This is a genomic window from Streptacidiphilus sp. PAMC 29251, from assembly GCF_054208735.2.
Window position 1 is genome coordinate 6704014 of record NZ_CM135725.2, and the last position, 15062, is coordinate 6719075.

The window sequence follows — 15062 nt, forward strand, 5'->3', positions numbered from 1 at the left end:
ACCTATAGCGCCCGGATGAGCGCCCGTGCCAGGAAAAGCAGAGCTTGAAGCACAGGTGCATACCGGGTATACATACTCGGTATGTCTATCCGCCACGGTCTGCTCGCGCTGCTCGAACAGGGGCCGCGCTACGGCTATCAGCTGCGAACCGAGTTCGAGGCCAGGACCGGCTCCACCTGGCCGCTGAACGTCGGCCAGGTGTACACCACGCTCGGTCGGCTCGAACGGGACGGTCTGGTCAAGCCGCACGGCGAGGACCCCGAGGGCCATGTCTTCTACGCCCTCACCGACGCCGGGCGGATCGAGCTGCGCGACTGGTTCGAGACCCCGGTCGACCGGAAGAACCCGCCGCGCGACGAGCTCGCGATCAAGCTCGCCATGGCCGTGACCGTCAGCGCCGTGGAGGACTCGGACGTCGACGTCGGCGCCGTGATCCAGGCCCAGCGGCAGCACACCATGGCCGCGCTCCAGGGCTGTACCCGGCTGAAGGCCAAGGCGCTGGCGGCGATGGAGGGGCCGTCTGCCGGCAGCCACGACCTGGCCTGGCTGCTGGTGCTGGACCAGCTGATCTTCCAGGCCGAGGCCGAGATCCACTGGTTGAACAACTGCGAGACCCGCCTGACCAGGCACGCCGCAAGAATCGCCGCCAGGGCGACCGTACGAGGGGAGCAGCCGGAGTGATGAGCAGCAGCACAGAGCAGCAGCAGCGGGCGGGGGTCGCCGACAAGGCGATCCTGAGGTTGCGGGGCGTGTCCCGGGTGCACGGGCAGGGGGCCGCCGAGGTGCACGCGCTGAGCGCGGTCGACCTGGCGGTGCTGCCGGGTGAGTTCGTCGCGGTGATGGGACCCAGCGGTTCCGGCAAGTCCACCCTGCTCACCCTGGCCGGCGGCCTGGACAGCGCGACCTCGGGCCAGGTCCTGGTCGAGGGGCAGGAGCTGGGCGCGCTCTCCCGGAAGAGCCTGGCCGCGGTGCGCCGCCGTTCGATCGGCTATGTGTTCCAGGACTTCAACCTGATCCCGGCGCTGACGGCGGCCGAGAACGTCGCTTTGCCGCGCGAGCTGGACGGCCTGTCGGCCCGCAAGGCCCGGGTCGAGGCGCTCGCCGCCCTCACCGAGGTCGGCATCGTCGATCTCGCCGACCGCTTCCCCGACGAGATGTCCGGCGGCCAGCAGCAGCGGGTGGCCATCGCCCGCGCCCTGATCGGCGACCGCCGGCTGGTCCTCGCCGACGAGCCCACCGGCGCCCTGGACTCCAGCACCGGCGAGTCGGTGCTGGCCGTGCTCCGGGCCCGCTGCGACGCGGGCGCCGCCGCCGTCATGGTCACCCATGAGGCCGGCCACGCCGGCTGGGCCGACCGCGTGGTGTTCCTCCGCGACGGCAAGCTGGTGGACGAGTCGGGACCGGCCCCGGTTGGCGCCCTGTTCGGCAGCCTCGGCGCCGGCGCCGACAGCGGTGACCAGCTGTGAATCTCTCCGCCTGGCGGGTGGCGCTGCGCATAGCCCGCCGTGACGCGCTGCGGGCCAAGGGGCGCAGCGCCCTGGTCATCGCCATGATCGCGGTCCCGGTGCTCGGGGTCGCCACCGCCGACATCACCTTCCGCAGCACCGAGCTCAGCTCCCAGCAGGCCGCCGACCGGCGGATGGGCGCGGCCGTCGCCTATGTCAGCGCCGACGAGGTCGGCGTCCCGCTGCTGCAGGGCCCCGACCCGGACGCGGGCACGTCCCAGAACGACGGGAAACTCACCGCGGCGCAGAAGGCGCGGACCCAGGAGCCGGTCGACCAGCTGCTCAAGGAGGCGCTGCCGCCCGGCGCCACCACCGTCCCGGTCGGCCAGGTGAACTTCGTCCGGGTCAGCACCGAGTACGGCGTGACCAACGCGAACGTGGTCGGCCTGGACCTGGCGGAACCGCTGTTCCGCGGCATGGTGACAGTCCGTCGGGGCGCTGTGCCGAGCGCTCCCTTCCAGGTCGCCGCGACCTCGGCGTTCCTCGCCGACAGCGGTCTGCGGCTGGGCAGCACCACCACCGTGTCCGGCTCCACCCAGCCGCTGACGATCACCGCCGAGATCGAGTTCCCCGACGACCTCAAGAACGACCAGCTGGTCGGACGGCCGCAGGACCTCGCCTCGGTCCTGCCCCAGCAGTCCACGGACCGCAACTACAGCGGGAACTGGCTGGTCACCCTCCCCGGCGGGGCGGCCTTCAGTTGGACCGACGTCCAGCGGACCAACCAGTACGGCTTCACCGTCGCCTCCCGCGCGGTGCTGGCCGACCCGCCGCCCGACAGCCAGGTCCCCTACTACGCGCACGGGAGGGAGAGCGGCGGCGGCTTCAACTCCGAGACGGTGACCATCCTGGCCACCGTGGTCGGGATGGCGCTGCTGGAGATCGTGCTGCTGGCAGGACCCGCCTTCGCGGTCGGTGCCCGGCGCTCGCGGCGGCAGCTCGGGCTGCTCGCGGCGGCCGGCGGCAACCGGGCCCACATCCGGAACGTGGTCCTCGGCGGCGGCGTGGTGCTGGGCGCCACCGGGGCGCTGATCGGCATCGTGGTGGCGGCGGCCGCCGTCGCCCTCGGCCGAGGCAGTCTGGAGCAGCTGGTCGGCAAGCGGTTCGGGGCCTTCACCCTGCAACCGCTGGACCTGGTCGGAATCGTGGCGGTGGGCCTGGTCACCGGGCTGCTCGCGGCGATCGTCCCGGCGGTGCAGGCGTCCCGGCAGAACGTGCTGGCGTCGCTGACCGGCCGCGGCGACGTCAAGGCGCCGTCCAAGCGGCTCACCGTGGTCGGCGCGGTCGTGGTCGCCCTGGGCACCGCGCTGGCGCTGCTCGGCGCGAGCGCCGGCGGCCAGACCGCCGCCATCATGGGCGGCTCGATGATCGCCGAACTCGGACTGGTCGCCTGCATCCCGTTCCTGGTCGGACTGTTCGGCCGGCTGAGCCGCTGGCTGCCGCTCGGCCCCCGGCTCGCCCTGCGGGACTCCACCCGGCACCGGGGGCGCACCGCGCCCGCCGTCGCCGCGGTGATGGCGGCGGTGGCCGGGGCGATCGCGGTGACCGCCTACCAGGGGAGCGCGGACATCGAGAACCGGGCCCAGTACCAGGCGGCGGCCCCGCGCAACGCGGTCGTCCTGCAGTTGGTGACGAACGGCGCCGGCTCCGGCACCCCCGACCAGATCAGCGCCCTGGGGCGGCAGGCCGCCGCGGTGGAGCAGAGCATCGCCGGCCTCGGCCCGCGCGGTGACGTCTTCGCGGTGGGCGTCTCCGGCGCGGACTGCGTGGGCGACCACAGCTGCGGCTATGTCGGGATCACCCTCCCGGCCGACCGGGTCTGCCCGGTCGATGCGGTGGACGCCAAGGGCGACCCTCTGAAGAAGTACAGCTCCGCCGAGATCAGGGCCATGGTCAAGGACGACCCCCGCTGCAAGCAGGACCGGGGTTCGGTCTCCTACTCGTCCTTCGGCTCCGTCGTGGCCGGCGACGCCACGCTGCTGCACAACCTGGGCGGGAGCAGCGAACCGGCCGCCGTCGCGGCCCTAGCGGCGGGCAAGGTCCTGGTGGCCGACCCGCGCTACATCGAGAACGGCAGGGTGACGCTCAGCATCGAGGTCAGCGGCGGCGCCTCGGGCGCCGGGAGCGCCGGGGGCGACACCACCAGGACGATCACCGCCCCGGCAGCGGCTTACCACACCGGGGAGGGCTCGCCCAGCACGCTGATGAGCCCGGCGACCGCCCGGGCGCTGGGGCTGACGGCGGTGCGGGCCGGGTCGGTCTGGCTGCCGGACCGGACCACGGACTCCGCCGCCCAGCAGCGGGCGGCCGCGGCGGTGACCCGGATCGGCGACGCCTCGGTGGACGTGGAGCGCGGCTACCAGAGCACCAACAGCGCGATCGCGATCATCCTCGCCCTGGTCGCCTCGGTGGTCGCGGTCGCGGCGGCCGGCATCGCCACCGGACTGGCGGCGGCGGACTCCCAGGCCGACCTGGCGACCCTGGCCGCGGTGGGGGCGGCGCCCCGGATCCGGCGCACCCTCTCCGGCTTCCAGTGCGCGGTGATCGCGACCATGGGGGCGATCCTGGGGGCGGCGGCGGGTCTTGTGCCGGCCGCGGCGCTGTGGGGGGTCCACTCCTCCAACATGTCCAGCAGCTACTCGGCCACGGACGGCACGGTCACCATCTCGGCGCCGACCACCCCGCTGGACGTGCCCTGGGGGACGATGGCGCTGGTCGTGATCGGGCTGCCGCTGATGGCCTGGCTGCTCGCGGCCGGCCTCACCCGCTCCCGGGTGGTGCTGACCCGCCGCACCGGCTGAGCCTCCGCCGGTGTCCCTCCCGCCGGGGGGCGGGAGGGACACCGGCCGGGTTCGAACTAGAGTCGTCACCATGACGACTACCCCGGACAGCGCGGTCCGCGAGTTCATCGCCGAGCACCGCCCTGCCTTCCTCGACGGGCTCGCGGACTGGCTCCGCATCCCCTCCGTCTCCGCCGACCCCGGTCGGGCCGGGGATGTGCGCCGCTCCGCCGAGTGGCTGGCCGACCGGCTGCGGGCGACCGGCTTCCCGGTCGCCGAGGTGTGGGAGACCGCGAACGGCGGCCTCCCCGCCGTCTTCGCCGAATGGCCCTCCGGCGACCCGGACGCGCCCACGGTGCTGGTCTACGGCCACCACGACGTCCAGCCCGCCGACCGGGCCGACGGCTGGGCCACCGACCCGTTCGAGCCGGTGGTGACCGAGGGCCGGATGTACGCGCGCGGCGCCGCCGACGACAAGGGCCAGGTGCTCTTCCACACCCTGGGCGTCCAGGCGCACCTCGCGGCCACCGGCCGTACCGCGCCCGCCGTCAACCTCAAACTGCTGGTCGAGGGCGAGGAGGAGTCGGGCTCGCCGAACTTCGGGGAGCTGATCCGCGCGCACGCCGACCGGCTGGCGGCGGATGTGGTGATGATCTCGGACACCGGGATGTGGGCCGAGCGGACCCCGACCGTCTGCACCGGCATGCGCGGCCTGGTGGCGCTGCAGATCGACCTGGCCGGCCCGGCCCAGGACATCCACTCCGGATCCTTCGGCGGCGCCGTGCCCAACCCGGCCACCGAGGCGGCCCGGCTGGCCGCGGGGCTGCACGACGCCGACCGGCGGGTGGCGGTCCCCGGCTTCTACGACGGGGTGGTCGAACTCACCGCGCGGGAGCGCGAGCTGTTCGCCGAGCTGCCCTTCGACGAGGCCGAGTGGCTGGGCGTGGCCAAGTCCCGGGCCGCCCTGGGCGAGCAGGGCTTCAGCACCCTGGAGCGGATCTGGGCCAGGCCCACCGCCGAGGTCAACGGCATCTGGGGCGGCTACACCGGGGCCGGCGGCAAGACCATCGTCCCGGCCACCGCCCACCTCAAGCTGTCCTTCCGGCTGGTCGCGGGACAGGACGTGGAGAAGGTCGAGCAGGCCGTGGCGGACTGGGTGACTGCCACGCTGCCGGCCGGGATCGAGCACACGCTCACCTTCCAGGGCAGCACCCGGCCCTGTCTGACCCCGCTGGACCACCCGGCGCTGCAGTCGGTGGTCCGCGCCATGGGGCGGGCGTTCGAACAGAAGATCCGCTTCACCCGCGAGGGCGGCTCAGGACCTGCGGCCGATCTGCAGGACGTCCTCGGCGCACCGGTGCTCTTCCTGGGCATCTCGGTCCCGTCGGACGGCTGGCACTCGGTCAACGAGAAGGTCGAGCTCGACCTGCTGGCCAAGGGCGTGGAGACCTCGGCCTACCTCTGGGGCGACCTGGCGGCGAACTGGAACAACGGGGAGATGGGAAGCGCGTGAGCGTGCAGTCGCAGAACACCGGGGCCGAGCCGTACCCGCCGCTGGCGCTGTCCCGCGCGGGTGTGGACCGGGCGGCGGAGCACCGGCAGGACGAGCCCTGGCTCGCCGCCGCCTGGAGCCACCCGGACACCCGGGTGCTGGCGGTGGCCGAGGGGCAGGCGTTCGTGATGGACACCGCCGCGGGCAGCGAGCTGGTGCTGCTGGCCAGCTTCGAGGTCCCCGAGGGCGGCGAGCGCTACTTCCTGGGCACGGACCGGGACGGTGTCGCCTTCTTCGCGCTGGCCCTGTCCTCGCTGCCGGGGCGGCTGGACGGCGAGGCCAGGCCGGCCGGGCTGCGCGAGGTCGGCGCCCTGCTCCAGGACCGGGACGCCGGCCTGCTGGTGCACGCGGTGGCGCTGGAGAACTGGCACCGCTCGCACCGCTTCTGCTCGCGCTGCGGGCACGCCACCGTCCCGGCCGCGGCCGGACACGTCCGGCGCTGCACCTCCTGCGCGCACGAGCACTACCCGCGGACCGACGGCGCGGTGATCATGATGGTCACCGACGACCGGGACCGGGCGCTGCTCGGCCGGCAGGCGCTGTGGCCGGAGGGGCGCTACTCGACCCTGGCCGGGTTCGTGGAGCCGGGCGAGTCGCTGGAGCAGGCGGTGGCCCGCGAGGTCGCCGAGGAGGCCGGCGTCGGGGTCGACCTGGCCACGGTCGAGTACGTCGCCAGCCAGCCCTGGCCGTTCCCGTCCAGCCTGATGCTGGGCTTCACGGCCCGGGCCGAGCGGGGCGCGACGGAGATCACCGTCGACGGCGAGGAGCTCTCCGAGGCCCGCTGGTTCAGCCGCGAGGAGCTGAAGGCGGGGATGGAGAGCGGCGAGGTGCTCCCGCCCTCGGGGATCTCCATCGCCCGCCGGCTGGTGGAACTCTGGTACGGCGGTCCGCTCCCGGAGTCCGCCCGCTGGTAGTGCGGGCGGACCGGTAGTGCGGGCGGGCAGGTAGTGCGGGCCGTCTCCGCGCGCCCCCCTTGTGCTTCAGACGCCGTGTTCACCCGAAGGGCGGACACGGCGTCGGCGTGTCCCGGCCTCCACCGGCCCGGCCGCGGCCCCGGCCGGCTCCTCGGCCGGCTCCTCGGCGGTGCTGCTCCACTGCGGGTCGGGAGCGGTCGGCTGGAGGGTCAGCACACAGGTCACCGTCTTCCCGGTGAGCCGGACCACCACCTCCCAGCTCTCGGCGAGCAGCTCGACGATCGCCAGTCCGCGACCGCCCTGGGCGTCCGTTCCGGCCTCCCTGGGGGCGGGCAGCGAGGTGCCCTCGTCGGTGACCGCGATCCGCAGGCTGCGGCCGGTCAGGGCCAGGGTCAGGTCGACCGGCCCCCGGCCGTACAGCAGCGCGTTGGTGACCAGTTCGGAGACCAGCATCTCCGCGCTGTCGATGAGGTCGGGCGCACCCCAGGCCGCCAGCGCGGTCCTGGTGATCCGCCGGGCGTGGCGGACGTTCTGCGGGTGCGGCGGGAAGGAGGCGATCGCGGCCCAGGCTCTCCGGTTGGTCATCGTGGCTGCTCCGGCCGTGCGAGATGGCTGACATACGGGTCTACCCCGATGCGGTCGTCGCGATGGCGACGACATTGCTGCATTCAGGGCATGGAAAGCGGTAGCATGCAAGTGGTTGGAATAGTTGGGATTGCGCCAATCTTGACTTATGTTGGCTGGTTTCTCGGATGCTCCGCAAGTGAAATGGCTACATTCACTGGGTGAACATTTCTCGTGGCCCGGGACAGGCCCCCAAATACCAGCGACTGGCCGCGGATCTACGTCGTCGGATCATGGCAGGTGAATGGCAGGCGGGCGAGGCCCTGCCGGTCGAGAGCGAACTGGAAAGCCAATACGGCGTTGCTCGTAATACTGTCCGACTTGCCGTGGACGTGCTGGTCAATGAGGGGCTGCTGGTCCGGGTCCAGGGCAAGGGGACCTACCTCAAGGACCACCCGGTCCTCGACCACCACGCGTATCTGTCCCCGGCGGTCGGCGCCGCGGGAACGCCGCTGACACCCCCTTCCCTCTCGTATGCCCAGGAGGCGGAACAGGCGGGCCGGAAGCTCACGGCGGACTTCCAGATGCTGATCGTACGAGCGACCACCGACATCACCGACCGGCTGCGGATCAAGGCGGGTGAGGCGGTGGTGCTGCGCCGGGTGCTGCGCCACATGGACGGCGAGCCCTGGTCCATCGAGGAGAGCCACTACCCGGTGGCGCTGGCGGCGAACACCGCGCTGATGGACCCCGACCCGGTCGCCGGCGGCGACGAGGTCGCGCTCGGGGCGGCCGGGTACGTCGAGATCGGCTGCGTGGACGAGCTCGCCGCCCGGATGCCGAATCCGGAGGAGGCGCAGTGGTTCCAGGCCGGCCCGGGCGTCCCGCTGCTGGTGCAGCTGCGGACCGGATTCACCGGGAAGGGCCCGATCCGGGTCACCGAGACCCGCTACTGCGCGGACCGCAACCGGCTGGTCTACGGCCTCGGTGAGCGAAAGGATTGAATTCCTGACAGAAAATGCCCCCGCCGGACCGAATTTGTCCGAAGGGGGCATTTCTTGTCAGGAATTGATCAGGAATTGATTCAGACGCCGGCGGCCTTCTTGACCTGGGCCAGGCTCGGGTTGGTCATCACGACCTGCTCGCCGCCGCCCTCGGGGACCACCAGCACGGTCGGCACGGTCTGGTTGCCGCCGTTGGCCTTCTCGACGAACTCCGCCGACGCCGGGTCGTGCTCGATGTTGACCTCGGTGTAGCCGATGCCCTCGCGGTCCAACTGGGACTTCAGCCGACGGCAGTAGCCGCACCAGGTGGTGCTGTACATCGTGATCGTGGCGGGCATCGGGGTCACTCCTAGGGTCGGTCGGTCCGGCGGTCATTCCTGGAACGCGGGGCCGCGCTGCGGCATTCCGAGTGGATATTTACACACCGGGGCTGTGGACAACCGGGTCGGGCCGACCTCCGGGCTTGAGAGGATGGGGCCATGCAGGTTGAGCTCCCGGGCGCACAGCCCTTCCCCACCGACGCCACGCGTTACGCCGACGCCGACGCCGTGCTCGCCGGGCTCGACCCGGAGCAGCGTGCCGTCGCCACCGCCCTCAGCGGCCCCGTCTGCGTCCTCGCCGGCGCGGGGACGGGCAAGACCAGGGCGATCACCCACCGGATCGCCTACGGGGTGCGCAGCGGCGTGATGCAGCCGCAGCGGGTGCTCGCGGTCACCTTCACCGCGCGGGCCGCCGGGGAGATGCGCGGACGGCTGCGCCAGCTCGGCGCCGAGGGGGTCCAGGCCAGGACCTTCCACTCGGCCGCGCTGCGCCAGCTCCAGTACTTCTGGCCGCGGGTGGTCGGCGGCGAGCTGCCACGGCTGGTGGAGCGCAAGATCCAGCTGGTGGGCGAGGCCGCCGCGCGCTGCCGGATCCGGGTCGAGCGGACCGAGCTGCGGGATCTCACCAGCGAGATCGAGTGGGCCAAGGTCACCCAGACCGTCCCCGAGGACTACCCCGCCGCGGTCCGCAGGGCCGGCCGCGAGGCGCCCCGGGATCCGGCCGAGATCCGCCAGGTCTACAAGGTCTACGAGGAGCTGAAGCGCGACCGCGGGGTGATCGACTTCGAGGACGTGCTGCTGCTGGCGGTGGGCGTGCTGGAGGACCGGGTCGAGGCCGCCGAGCAGGTCAGGGCCCAGTACCAGCACTTCGTGGTGGACGAGTACCAGGACGTCTCGCCGCTCCAGCAGCGGCTGCTCGACCTCTGGCTCGGCCCGCGCTCCAGCCTCTGCGTGGTCGGCGACGCCAGCCAGACCATCTACTCCTTCACCGGCGCCACCCCCTCGTACCTGCTGGACTTCCGGCTGAAGCACCCGGACGCCACGGTGGTGAAGCTGGTCCGCGACTACCGCTCCACCCCGCAGGTGGTGCACCTCGCCAACGGGCTGCTGGCCCAGGCCAAGGGCCAGGCCGCGCAGCACCGGCTGGAACTGGTCTCCCAGCGGGAGCCGGGCCCCGACCCCGGCTACACCGAGTACCAGGACGAGCCGGCCGAGGCCGAGGGCACCGCCAAGCGGATCCAGGCGCTGCTCGGCTCCGGGGTCCGCGCCAGCGAGATCGCGGTGCTGTTCCGCACCAACGGCCAGTCCGCCGTCTACGAGCAGGCCCTGGCCGACCTCGGCATCGCCTACCAGCTCAAGGGCGCCGAGCGCTTCTTCGAGCGGCGCGAGGTCACCAACGCGGTGACGCTGCTCCGCGGCGCGGCCCGCGGCAGCAGCGACCCGACCCTCGACAACGCCCCGGAGGCGCTGGCCGGGCAGGTCCGCGCGGTGCTGTCGACCGAGGGCTTCAGCGCGCTGCCGCCGGCGGGCTCCGGCGCGGTCAGGGAGCGCTGGGAGTCGCTGGCCGCCCTGGTCCGGCTCGCCGAGGAGTTCGAGGCCGGGCAGCACGCCGCCGGGCTGCGCGCCGACCTCGCCGCCTATGTCGCCGAGCTGGGCGCCCGCGCGGCCGCCCAGCACGCCCCCGTGGTCGAGGGGGTCACCCTGGCCTCGCTGCACTCCGCCAAGGGGCTGGAGTGGGACGCGGTCTTCCTGGTCGGCCTCACCGAGGGCATGCTGCCGATCACCTACGCCAAGACCGACGAGCAGGTCGAGGAGGAACGCCGGCTGCTCTACGTGGGGGTGACCCGGGCCCGGGTCCGGCTGAGCCTCTCCTGGGCCCTCTCCCGCTCTCCCGGCGGCCGGGCCTCCCGGCGGCCCTCCCGCTTCCTGGACGGCCTGCGTCCGGGCTCCCCGACGGTCGGCCGCGGGGTCGCCGGGCGCGGCCCGGCCGCCCCGGGCCGGGCCGCGGCCAGGGAGAACAAGGCGCCGCTGGTCTGCCGGGTCTGCGGGCGGGTGCTCACCGGAGCGGTGGAGCGCAAGCTGCGCCGCTGCGAGAGCTGCCCCTCGCGGATGGACAAGGACCTCTACGAGCGGCTGCTCGACTGGCGCACCGGGCAGGCCAGGGCCCAGGGGCTCCCCGGCTACTGCGTGTTCACCGACGCCACCTTGATCGCCATCGCCGAGGCCGCCCCCACCTCGGTCGCGGAACTGTCCGGAATCGCTGTCGTCGGCCGAGCGAAGCTGGACAAGTACGGCGGTGCCGTGCTGTCGTTGTGTCGTGGCGAGTCCCCTGCCGACTCCGCCCCGGACGAATCGGACGACATTCCGGACGACTGGGACGAGAACGACGCTCCTGAGAACTCGTTGGAAAAATAGTTTGCGCCCGCAGCGCGCCGCACACTAGCGTGCCGGAGACGGTCGAGGGAACGAGACCGCGCAGCACCACCAGCCCCACCAGTCACACCGCAGCACCAGTCACATCGCACCACCAAGACAACTGACCATTGAGGCTCCCGGTCCGCCGGGTTCCGAGCACGCCGAGAGGAGGCGGACATTGTGAAGACAACCCTGATCAAAACGACTGGTCAGCCCATGACCGCCGCCTGCCTCGGCATGCCCGCCGCCGCTCTGTCCTTTGTCGCCCCCACCACCTCCGGTCTTGGTGGCTTTGAAGGCAGCGATCTGTCCGCCGTCTGGACGATCATGCGCGACGAGCGACCGATGTCGGCACTCGTAGCAGCAGGCGGAGCCAATTACGGCCACGTCTATGCAGCGAGTGCCGGAAACACCCAGCAGGCCCTGCCGCAGCAGCACAGCAGGACGTCGCAGCACCACGCAGAGCGGGCCTTCCGCGGTCCTGAACCCTGGAGAGAACGAACCTGATCACGCATCAGGTCGCCTCCAGGGCCGCGGAATCCCGTTCAGGGAACCGCGGCCCTTCTGTTTTGCCCGAACAGGTACGCGCAGTCAGTCCACGACCAGCAGGACCCCAGAGAGAGCACGAGGACAACGTGTCATCGGTGACCGCCCCGCCCAGCCCGATCGCTCCGCCCACCCCACCCACCGAGCAGGCCCACCCCCCGGAGGTATCCCTTATGCAGATCACCGCGTTCGACGACGCCGAGACCCTCGGCGCCCCCATCCCGTGTCGTTCCCTCGACCCCGAGGTCTTCTTCGCCGAGACCCCGGCCGACGTCGAGTACGCGAAGTCCCTCTGCGGGACCTGCCCGGTCAAGGAGTCCTGCCTCCAGGGCGCGCTGGAGCGCCGGGAGCCCTGGGGCGTCTGGGGCGGCGAGCTCTTCGTCCAGGGTGTCGTGGTCGCCCGGAAGCGGCCCCGCGGCCGTCCGCGCAAGAACGAGGTCGTCGCATGACCGCCCGGCACACCCCGGCGAGCGCCCTCCTCCGGTCCGTGCGGGAAGCCGCAGCCGCGACCGACCGGGCCGCCCACGCAGCCTTCCACCCCACCGTCGATCACCCGTCCGACAAGCAGGCCCTGATGTCACTCAGCACCAACACCCCCGAAGCCCGCCGCGGTACCGACTCCGCGAGCAACCCCAGTAGGAGCCTCCACATGCAACTCATGCCTGAAGCCCTGGCCCGTGTCCATATGCAAGAACGCCTCCAGGAGGCGGAGCACGAACGGCTGATCCGTGCGCTCCGGCTCAAGAGCAAGGCCGAGCGGATGACCCTGCGCGCGCGCAGGGCGCTCGCCAGCGCCGTCATGCAGTAATCGACACCGGCAGCAACCGACACACCGTCAGTTTCATTCACGTGCGAGCAGGCCCGGGACCTTCAGGTTCCGGGCCTGCGGGCTGTCAGGCCTCGACCCAGTCCTCGGACTCGGCGAAGCCGGGCAGCCAGGCCAGCAGCTCCGCGCGCAGCTCGGCGTGCGCGTCCAGCTGGCAGAGCACGCCGATGGTGCTCAGCGTCACCCGGTGTATCAGCAGGTAGGCCGGGGGCAGGTTCAGCTGCCGGCCCAGCGCGTAGGCGGGGGAGCGGGGGTCGCCGATCCTGGCGGCCTGGGAGCGCATCCAGCTCCTGGTGAAGTGGAACTCGTCCACCGCGGCGGGCTCGATGATCGGCACCAGGTAGTCCAGCACCGCCGCCGGGTCCAGCTGGATCGACGGTTTCACGAAGCCCTCCTGCCGGAGCATCTCCAGCACACCCGCGGCGTCGCCGGCCAGCGCCATCCGCAGGGCGCTGCCGATCGGCAGCGGCAGCCCCTCCGGCAGCCGGTCGACCGTGCCGAAGTCCAGCACGCCGAGCCGCCAGCCCTCGGCCGGGCCCTCGTCCACCAGCAGCCGGAAGTTCCCCGGGTGCGGGTCGGCGTGCAGCAGCCCGGTCCGGGCCGGTCCGGCGAAGAGGAAGCGGGCGAGCAGCTGGCCGGCGCGGTCCCGCTGCTCCCTGCTGCCGGCGCTGATCACCTCGGACAGCGGGATGCCCTCCATCCACTCGGTGACCAGCACCTGGTCGCCCTGGGCCACCACGGCCGGGACCGAGATGTCCCAGTCGTCGGCGAACTCCTGGGCGTGCACCCGCTGGGACTGCGCCTCCAGGGCGTAGTCCAGCTCCTCGGTGACCCGGTTGCGCAGTTCGTTGATCAGCGGCTTCACATCGAGCCCGGGGACCAGCGGGCCGATCAGCCGGGCCACCCGGCCGAGCTGGGTCAGGTCGGAGAGCAGGGCGGCCCCGGCCCCCGGGTACTGCACCTTGACCGCGACCGTCCGGCCGTCGTGCCAGACCGCGCGGTGCACCTGGCCGATCGAGGCGGCCGCGGCGGGCTTGTCCTCGAACTCCTGGAAGAGGTCGCGCCAGTCCGAGCCGAGGCGTTCGGCGAGGGCGGTGTGCACCGAGGCGGCCGGCATCGGCGGCGCGGCCTCCTGCAGTTTGGTGAGGGCGGCCCGGTAGGGTCCGGCGACCTCCTCCGGCAGCGCGGCCTCGAACACCGACAGGGCCTGGCCGAACTTCATCGCCCCGCCCTTCAGCGACCCCAGGGTCGCGAACAGCTGGTCGGCCGTGCGCTGCTGCAGTTCGGCGGTGACCTCCTCGGCCGGTCGGCCACCGAGGCGCTTGCCGAGCCCGAGCGTGGCCCGGCCGGCGAAACCCAGCGGAAGGGCGGCGAGTTTGGCCGTGCGGACGACGGCCTTGCGCGGAAGATCGCTCACGCTTGCCTCCCAGTCGGTGGATCAAGGGTTGCCATCATTGTCCTCCCCGGGGCCGGGCTCCAGCAGCAGCCGCAGTCCGGGTGGGCTTCGAGCGGTCGGCGCCGCATCGAACCGTCCAGCATGGACACCTCGGCCCACGCGCCCAGGCTAGGGGGTGATCCCCCGTCCAGGAACATCAGGCTGTGCAGGGCGGCCAGACCGGCCACCGTGGTGGCCAGGGCGCTGTCGCAGGCGGCCGTCCCCGGCCCGCCGCCGGTACGCCCCGAGCGGCCCGAGCAGTGTTGGGCCAGCAGCCGGGGCCAGGCCGGATCCTCGTCCGCGCGGTGGTGCGAGAGGCAGCCGCCGCAGGCCGAGCGGCCGGGCAGGACGAACGGGCCGACCGTGCCCAGGGTCTCCAGCACCCCGGCGTAGAGGTGCGGGACCCCGGCGTGCAGCAGCTCGCGGCTGAGCCCCGGATCGGCCAGCAGCCCGGCCGAGTCGCCGCGCGGGGCGATCACCACCAGGTCGGGGACGCGCTGCCGGCCGGCCTTGTCGTCGGGACGCCCCGGCGCCGCGCGGCGGACGGCGGCGCGGGCCGCGGCGGCCCTGGGCCGGCCGGTGTCGGCGACCAGCAGGCCGCAGGGGGAGGTGTCCTGCTCCAGCACGCTGCCGCTGTCGACCACCTCGACCCGGCCCACCCCGGCCGCGGCGAGCACCGAGGCGACCGCGGCGCCGACCCGTCCGGCGCCCCTGACCTGGACCCTGGCCCGGCGCCTGGCCAGCAGCAGCGCGGGCGCGCTGCCCGGCTCCGGATGGGCCAGCGAGAGCGCGGCCAGATCAGGACCGAGCCGGGCCAGCTCGGCCGGCGGCAGTTCCAGCAGCGGCCGCCGCGCGGTGGAGTCGTCCAGGGCGCCGACCTGCTCCAACTGCTCCAGCAGCCGGTCGACCCGCTCGGCGGGCAGGCCGAGGCCCGCCGCCTCGGCGGCGAGCGCGTCGCGCTCCCTGGTCCCGTCCAGCAGGTCCAGGAAGGCGGCGTCATGGGGACCGGCGGACTCGACCACGGCCGCGTGCGCCCGGCCGACGCCGAACTGCAGCGTGTCGCGGTCGCGCCAGGCCCGTCGCAGGGCGGGTTTCAGACAGGGGCGCATGGTGTTCCTCCCTTGGTGCCGGGCGGGTGCCGGAACGGGTGCCGAAGAGGTCATCACCGAGCATGCCGCCAATGCCGCCGAGGTGCGGAAAG

Annotated in this window: 14 protein-coding genes; 10 read left to right on the forward strand and 4 right to left on the reverse strand. The window is 72.9% G+C overall.

What is annotated here, in order from left to right:
• The first annotated feature begins 81 nt into the window (after nt 1-81).
• The 5 genes from ACXKR8_RS32050 to nudC all read left to right on the forward strand — a co-directional run bounded on the left by ACXKR8_RS32050 (nt 82) and on the right by nudC (nt 6751).
• Complete coding sequence (locus tag ACXKR8_RS32050; protein ID WP_458268057.1) at nt 82-681, forward strand: PadR family transcriptional regulator; 600 nt, start codon at nt 82-84, stop codon at nt 679-681.
• Complete coding sequence (locus tag ACXKR8_RS32055) at nt 681-1466, forward strand: ABC transporter ATP-binding protein (protein ID WP_462099937.1); 786 nt, start codon at nt 681-683, stop codon at nt 1464-1466. The genes ACXKR8_RS32050 and ACXKR8_RS32055 overlap by 1 nt, the downstream gene beginning before the upstream one ends.
• On the forward strand, nt 1463-4306 hold the full coding sequence (locus tag ACXKR8_RS32060; RefSeq protein ID WP_458268059.1) for an FtsX-like permease family protein: 2844 nt from the start codon (nt 1463-1465) through the stop codon (nt 4304-4306). The genes ACXKR8_RS32055 and ACXKR8_RS32060 overlap by 4 nt, the downstream gene beginning before the upstream one ends.
• Nucleotides 4307-4376: 70 nt before the next feature.
• Nucleotides 4377-5798, forward strand: a complete 1422-nt coding sequence (locus ACXKR8_RS32065) for a dipeptidase (protein WP_458268060.1) — start codon at nt 4377-4379, stop codon at nt 5796-5798.
• A gap of 2 nt (nt 5799-5800) precedes the next feature.
• Complete coding sequence (gene nudC, locus ACXKR8_RS32070; RefSeq protein ID WP_458275130.1) at nt 5801-6751, forward strand: NAD(+) diphosphatase; 951 nt, start codon at nt 5801-5803, stop codon at nt 6749-6751.
• Nucleotides 6752-6817: 66 nt separating this feature from the next.
• On the opposite strand, the gene ACXKR8_RS32075 is transcribed toward nudC, so the two are convergent.
• Entirely contained in the window at nt 6818-7336 is a 519-nt protein-coding gene (locus ACXKR8_RS32075; RefSeq protein WP_458268061.1) for an ATP-binding protein, read from the reverse strand.
• 200 nt (nt 7337-7536) lie between these two features.
• Between ACXKR8_RS32075 and ACXKR8_RS32080 the strand changes: the two genes are divergently transcribed.
• Nucleotides 7537-8319 carry a GntR family transcriptional regulator gene (locus ACXKR8_RS32080; protein WP_458268062.1) on the forward strand — a complete coding sequence of 261 codons (783 nt, stop codon included), beginning with the start codon at nt 7537-7539 and terminating at the stop codon, nt 8317-8319.
• A gap of 80 nt (nt 8320-8399) precedes the next feature.
• Here the strand turns inward: ACXKR8_RS32080 and ACXKR8_RS32085 are convergent, their stop codons facing one another.
• Nucleotides 8400-8657, reverse strand: a complete 258-nt coding sequence (locus tag ACXKR8_RS32085; RefSeq protein WP_458268063.1) for a mycoredoxin — start codon at nt 8655-8657, stop codon at nt 8400-8402.
• A gap of 141 nt (nt 8658-8798) precedes the next feature.
• On the opposite strand from ACXKR8_RS32085, the gene ACXKR8_RS32090 reads away from it, so the two are divergent.
• The 4 genes from ACXKR8_RS32090 (at nt 8799) to ACXKR8_RS32105 (ending at nt 12408) form a co-directional block, all read left to right on the forward strand.
• Nucleotides 8799-11054: an ATP-dependent DNA helicase UvrD2 gene (locus tag ACXKR8_RS32090; protein ID WP_458268064.1), complete on the forward strand. Its 2256-nt coding sequence runs from the start codon at nt 8799-8801 to the stop codon at nt 11052-11054.
• A 180-nt stretch (nt 11055-11234) separates the two neighbouring features.
• Entirely contained in the window at nt 11235-11561 is a 327-nt protein-coding gene (locus ACXKR8_RS32095; protein WP_458268065.1) for a hypothetical protein, read from the forward strand.
• A 128-nt stretch (nt 11562-11689) separates the two neighbouring features.
• A complete protein-coding gene (locus ACXKR8_RS32100) occupies nt 11690-12049 on the forward strand; it encodes a WhiB family transcriptional regulator (RefSeq protein WP_458268066.1) in 360 nt (119 codons plus the stop codon).
• The gene (locus tag ACXKR8_RS32105; protein WP_458268067.1) at nt 12046-12408 is read left to right on the forward strand and encodes a hypothetical protein; all 363 of its coding nucleotides are present in this window, start codon (nt 12046-12048) and stop codon (nt 12406-12408) included. Before ACXKR8_RS32100 ends, ACXKR8_RS32105 begins: the two co-directional genes overlap by 4 nt.
• Nucleotides 12409-12493: 85 nt before the next feature.
• Here the strand turns inward: ACXKR8_RS32105 and ACXKR8_RS32110 are convergent, their stop codons facing one another.
• Nucleotides 12494-13843, reverse strand: a complete 1350-nt coding sequence (locus ACXKR8_RS32110) for an ABC1 kinase family protein (protein WP_458268068.1) — start codon at nt 13841-13843, stop codon at nt 12494-12496.
• Nucleotides 13840-14970, reverse strand: a complete 1131-nt coding sequence (locus ACXKR8_RS32115) for a ThiF family adenylyltransferase (protein WP_458268069.1) — start codon at nt 14968-14970, stop codon at nt 13840-13842. Before ACXKR8_RS32115 ends, ACXKR8_RS32110 begins: the two co-directional genes overlap by 4 nt.
• Nucleotides 14971-15062 lie beyond the last annotated feature (92 nt).

Bases quoted from the DNA above. Each gene is read 5' to 3' on its own strand.
- ACXKR8_RS32050 (WP_458268057.1), top strand. From the start codon at position 82: ATGTCTATCCGCCACGGTCTGCTCGCGCTGCTCGAACAGGGGCCGCGC.
- ACXKR8_RS32075 (WP_458268061.1), bottom strand. From the start codon at position 7,336: ATGACCAACCGGAGAGCCTGGGCCGCGATCGCCTCCTTCCCGCCGCAC.
- ACXKR8_RS32065 (WP_458268060.1), top strand. From the start codon at position 4,377: ATGACGACTACCCCGGACAGCGCGGTCCGCGAGTTCATCGCCGAGCAC.
- ACXKR8_RS32055 (WP_462099937.1), top strand. From the start codon at position 681: ATGAGCAGCAGCACAGAGCAGCAGCAGCGGGCGGGGGTCGCCGACAAG.
- ACXKR8_RS32105 (WP_458268067.1), top strand. From the start codon at position 12,046: ATGACCGCCCGGCACACCCCGGCGAGCGCCCTCCTCCGGTCCGTGCGG.
- ACXKR8_RS32085 (WP_458268063.1), bottom strand. From the start codon at position 8,657: ATGCCCGCCACGATCACGATGTACAGCACCACCTGGTGCGGCTACTGC.
- ACXKR8_RS32090 (WP_458268064.1), top strand. From the start codon at position 8,799: ATGCAGGTTGAGCTCCCGGGCGCACAGCCCTTCCCCACCGACGCCACG.
- ACXKR8_RS32115 (WP_458268069.1), bottom strand. From the start codon at position 14,970: ATGCGCCCCTGTCTGAAACCCGCCCTGCGACGGGCCTGGCGCGACCGC.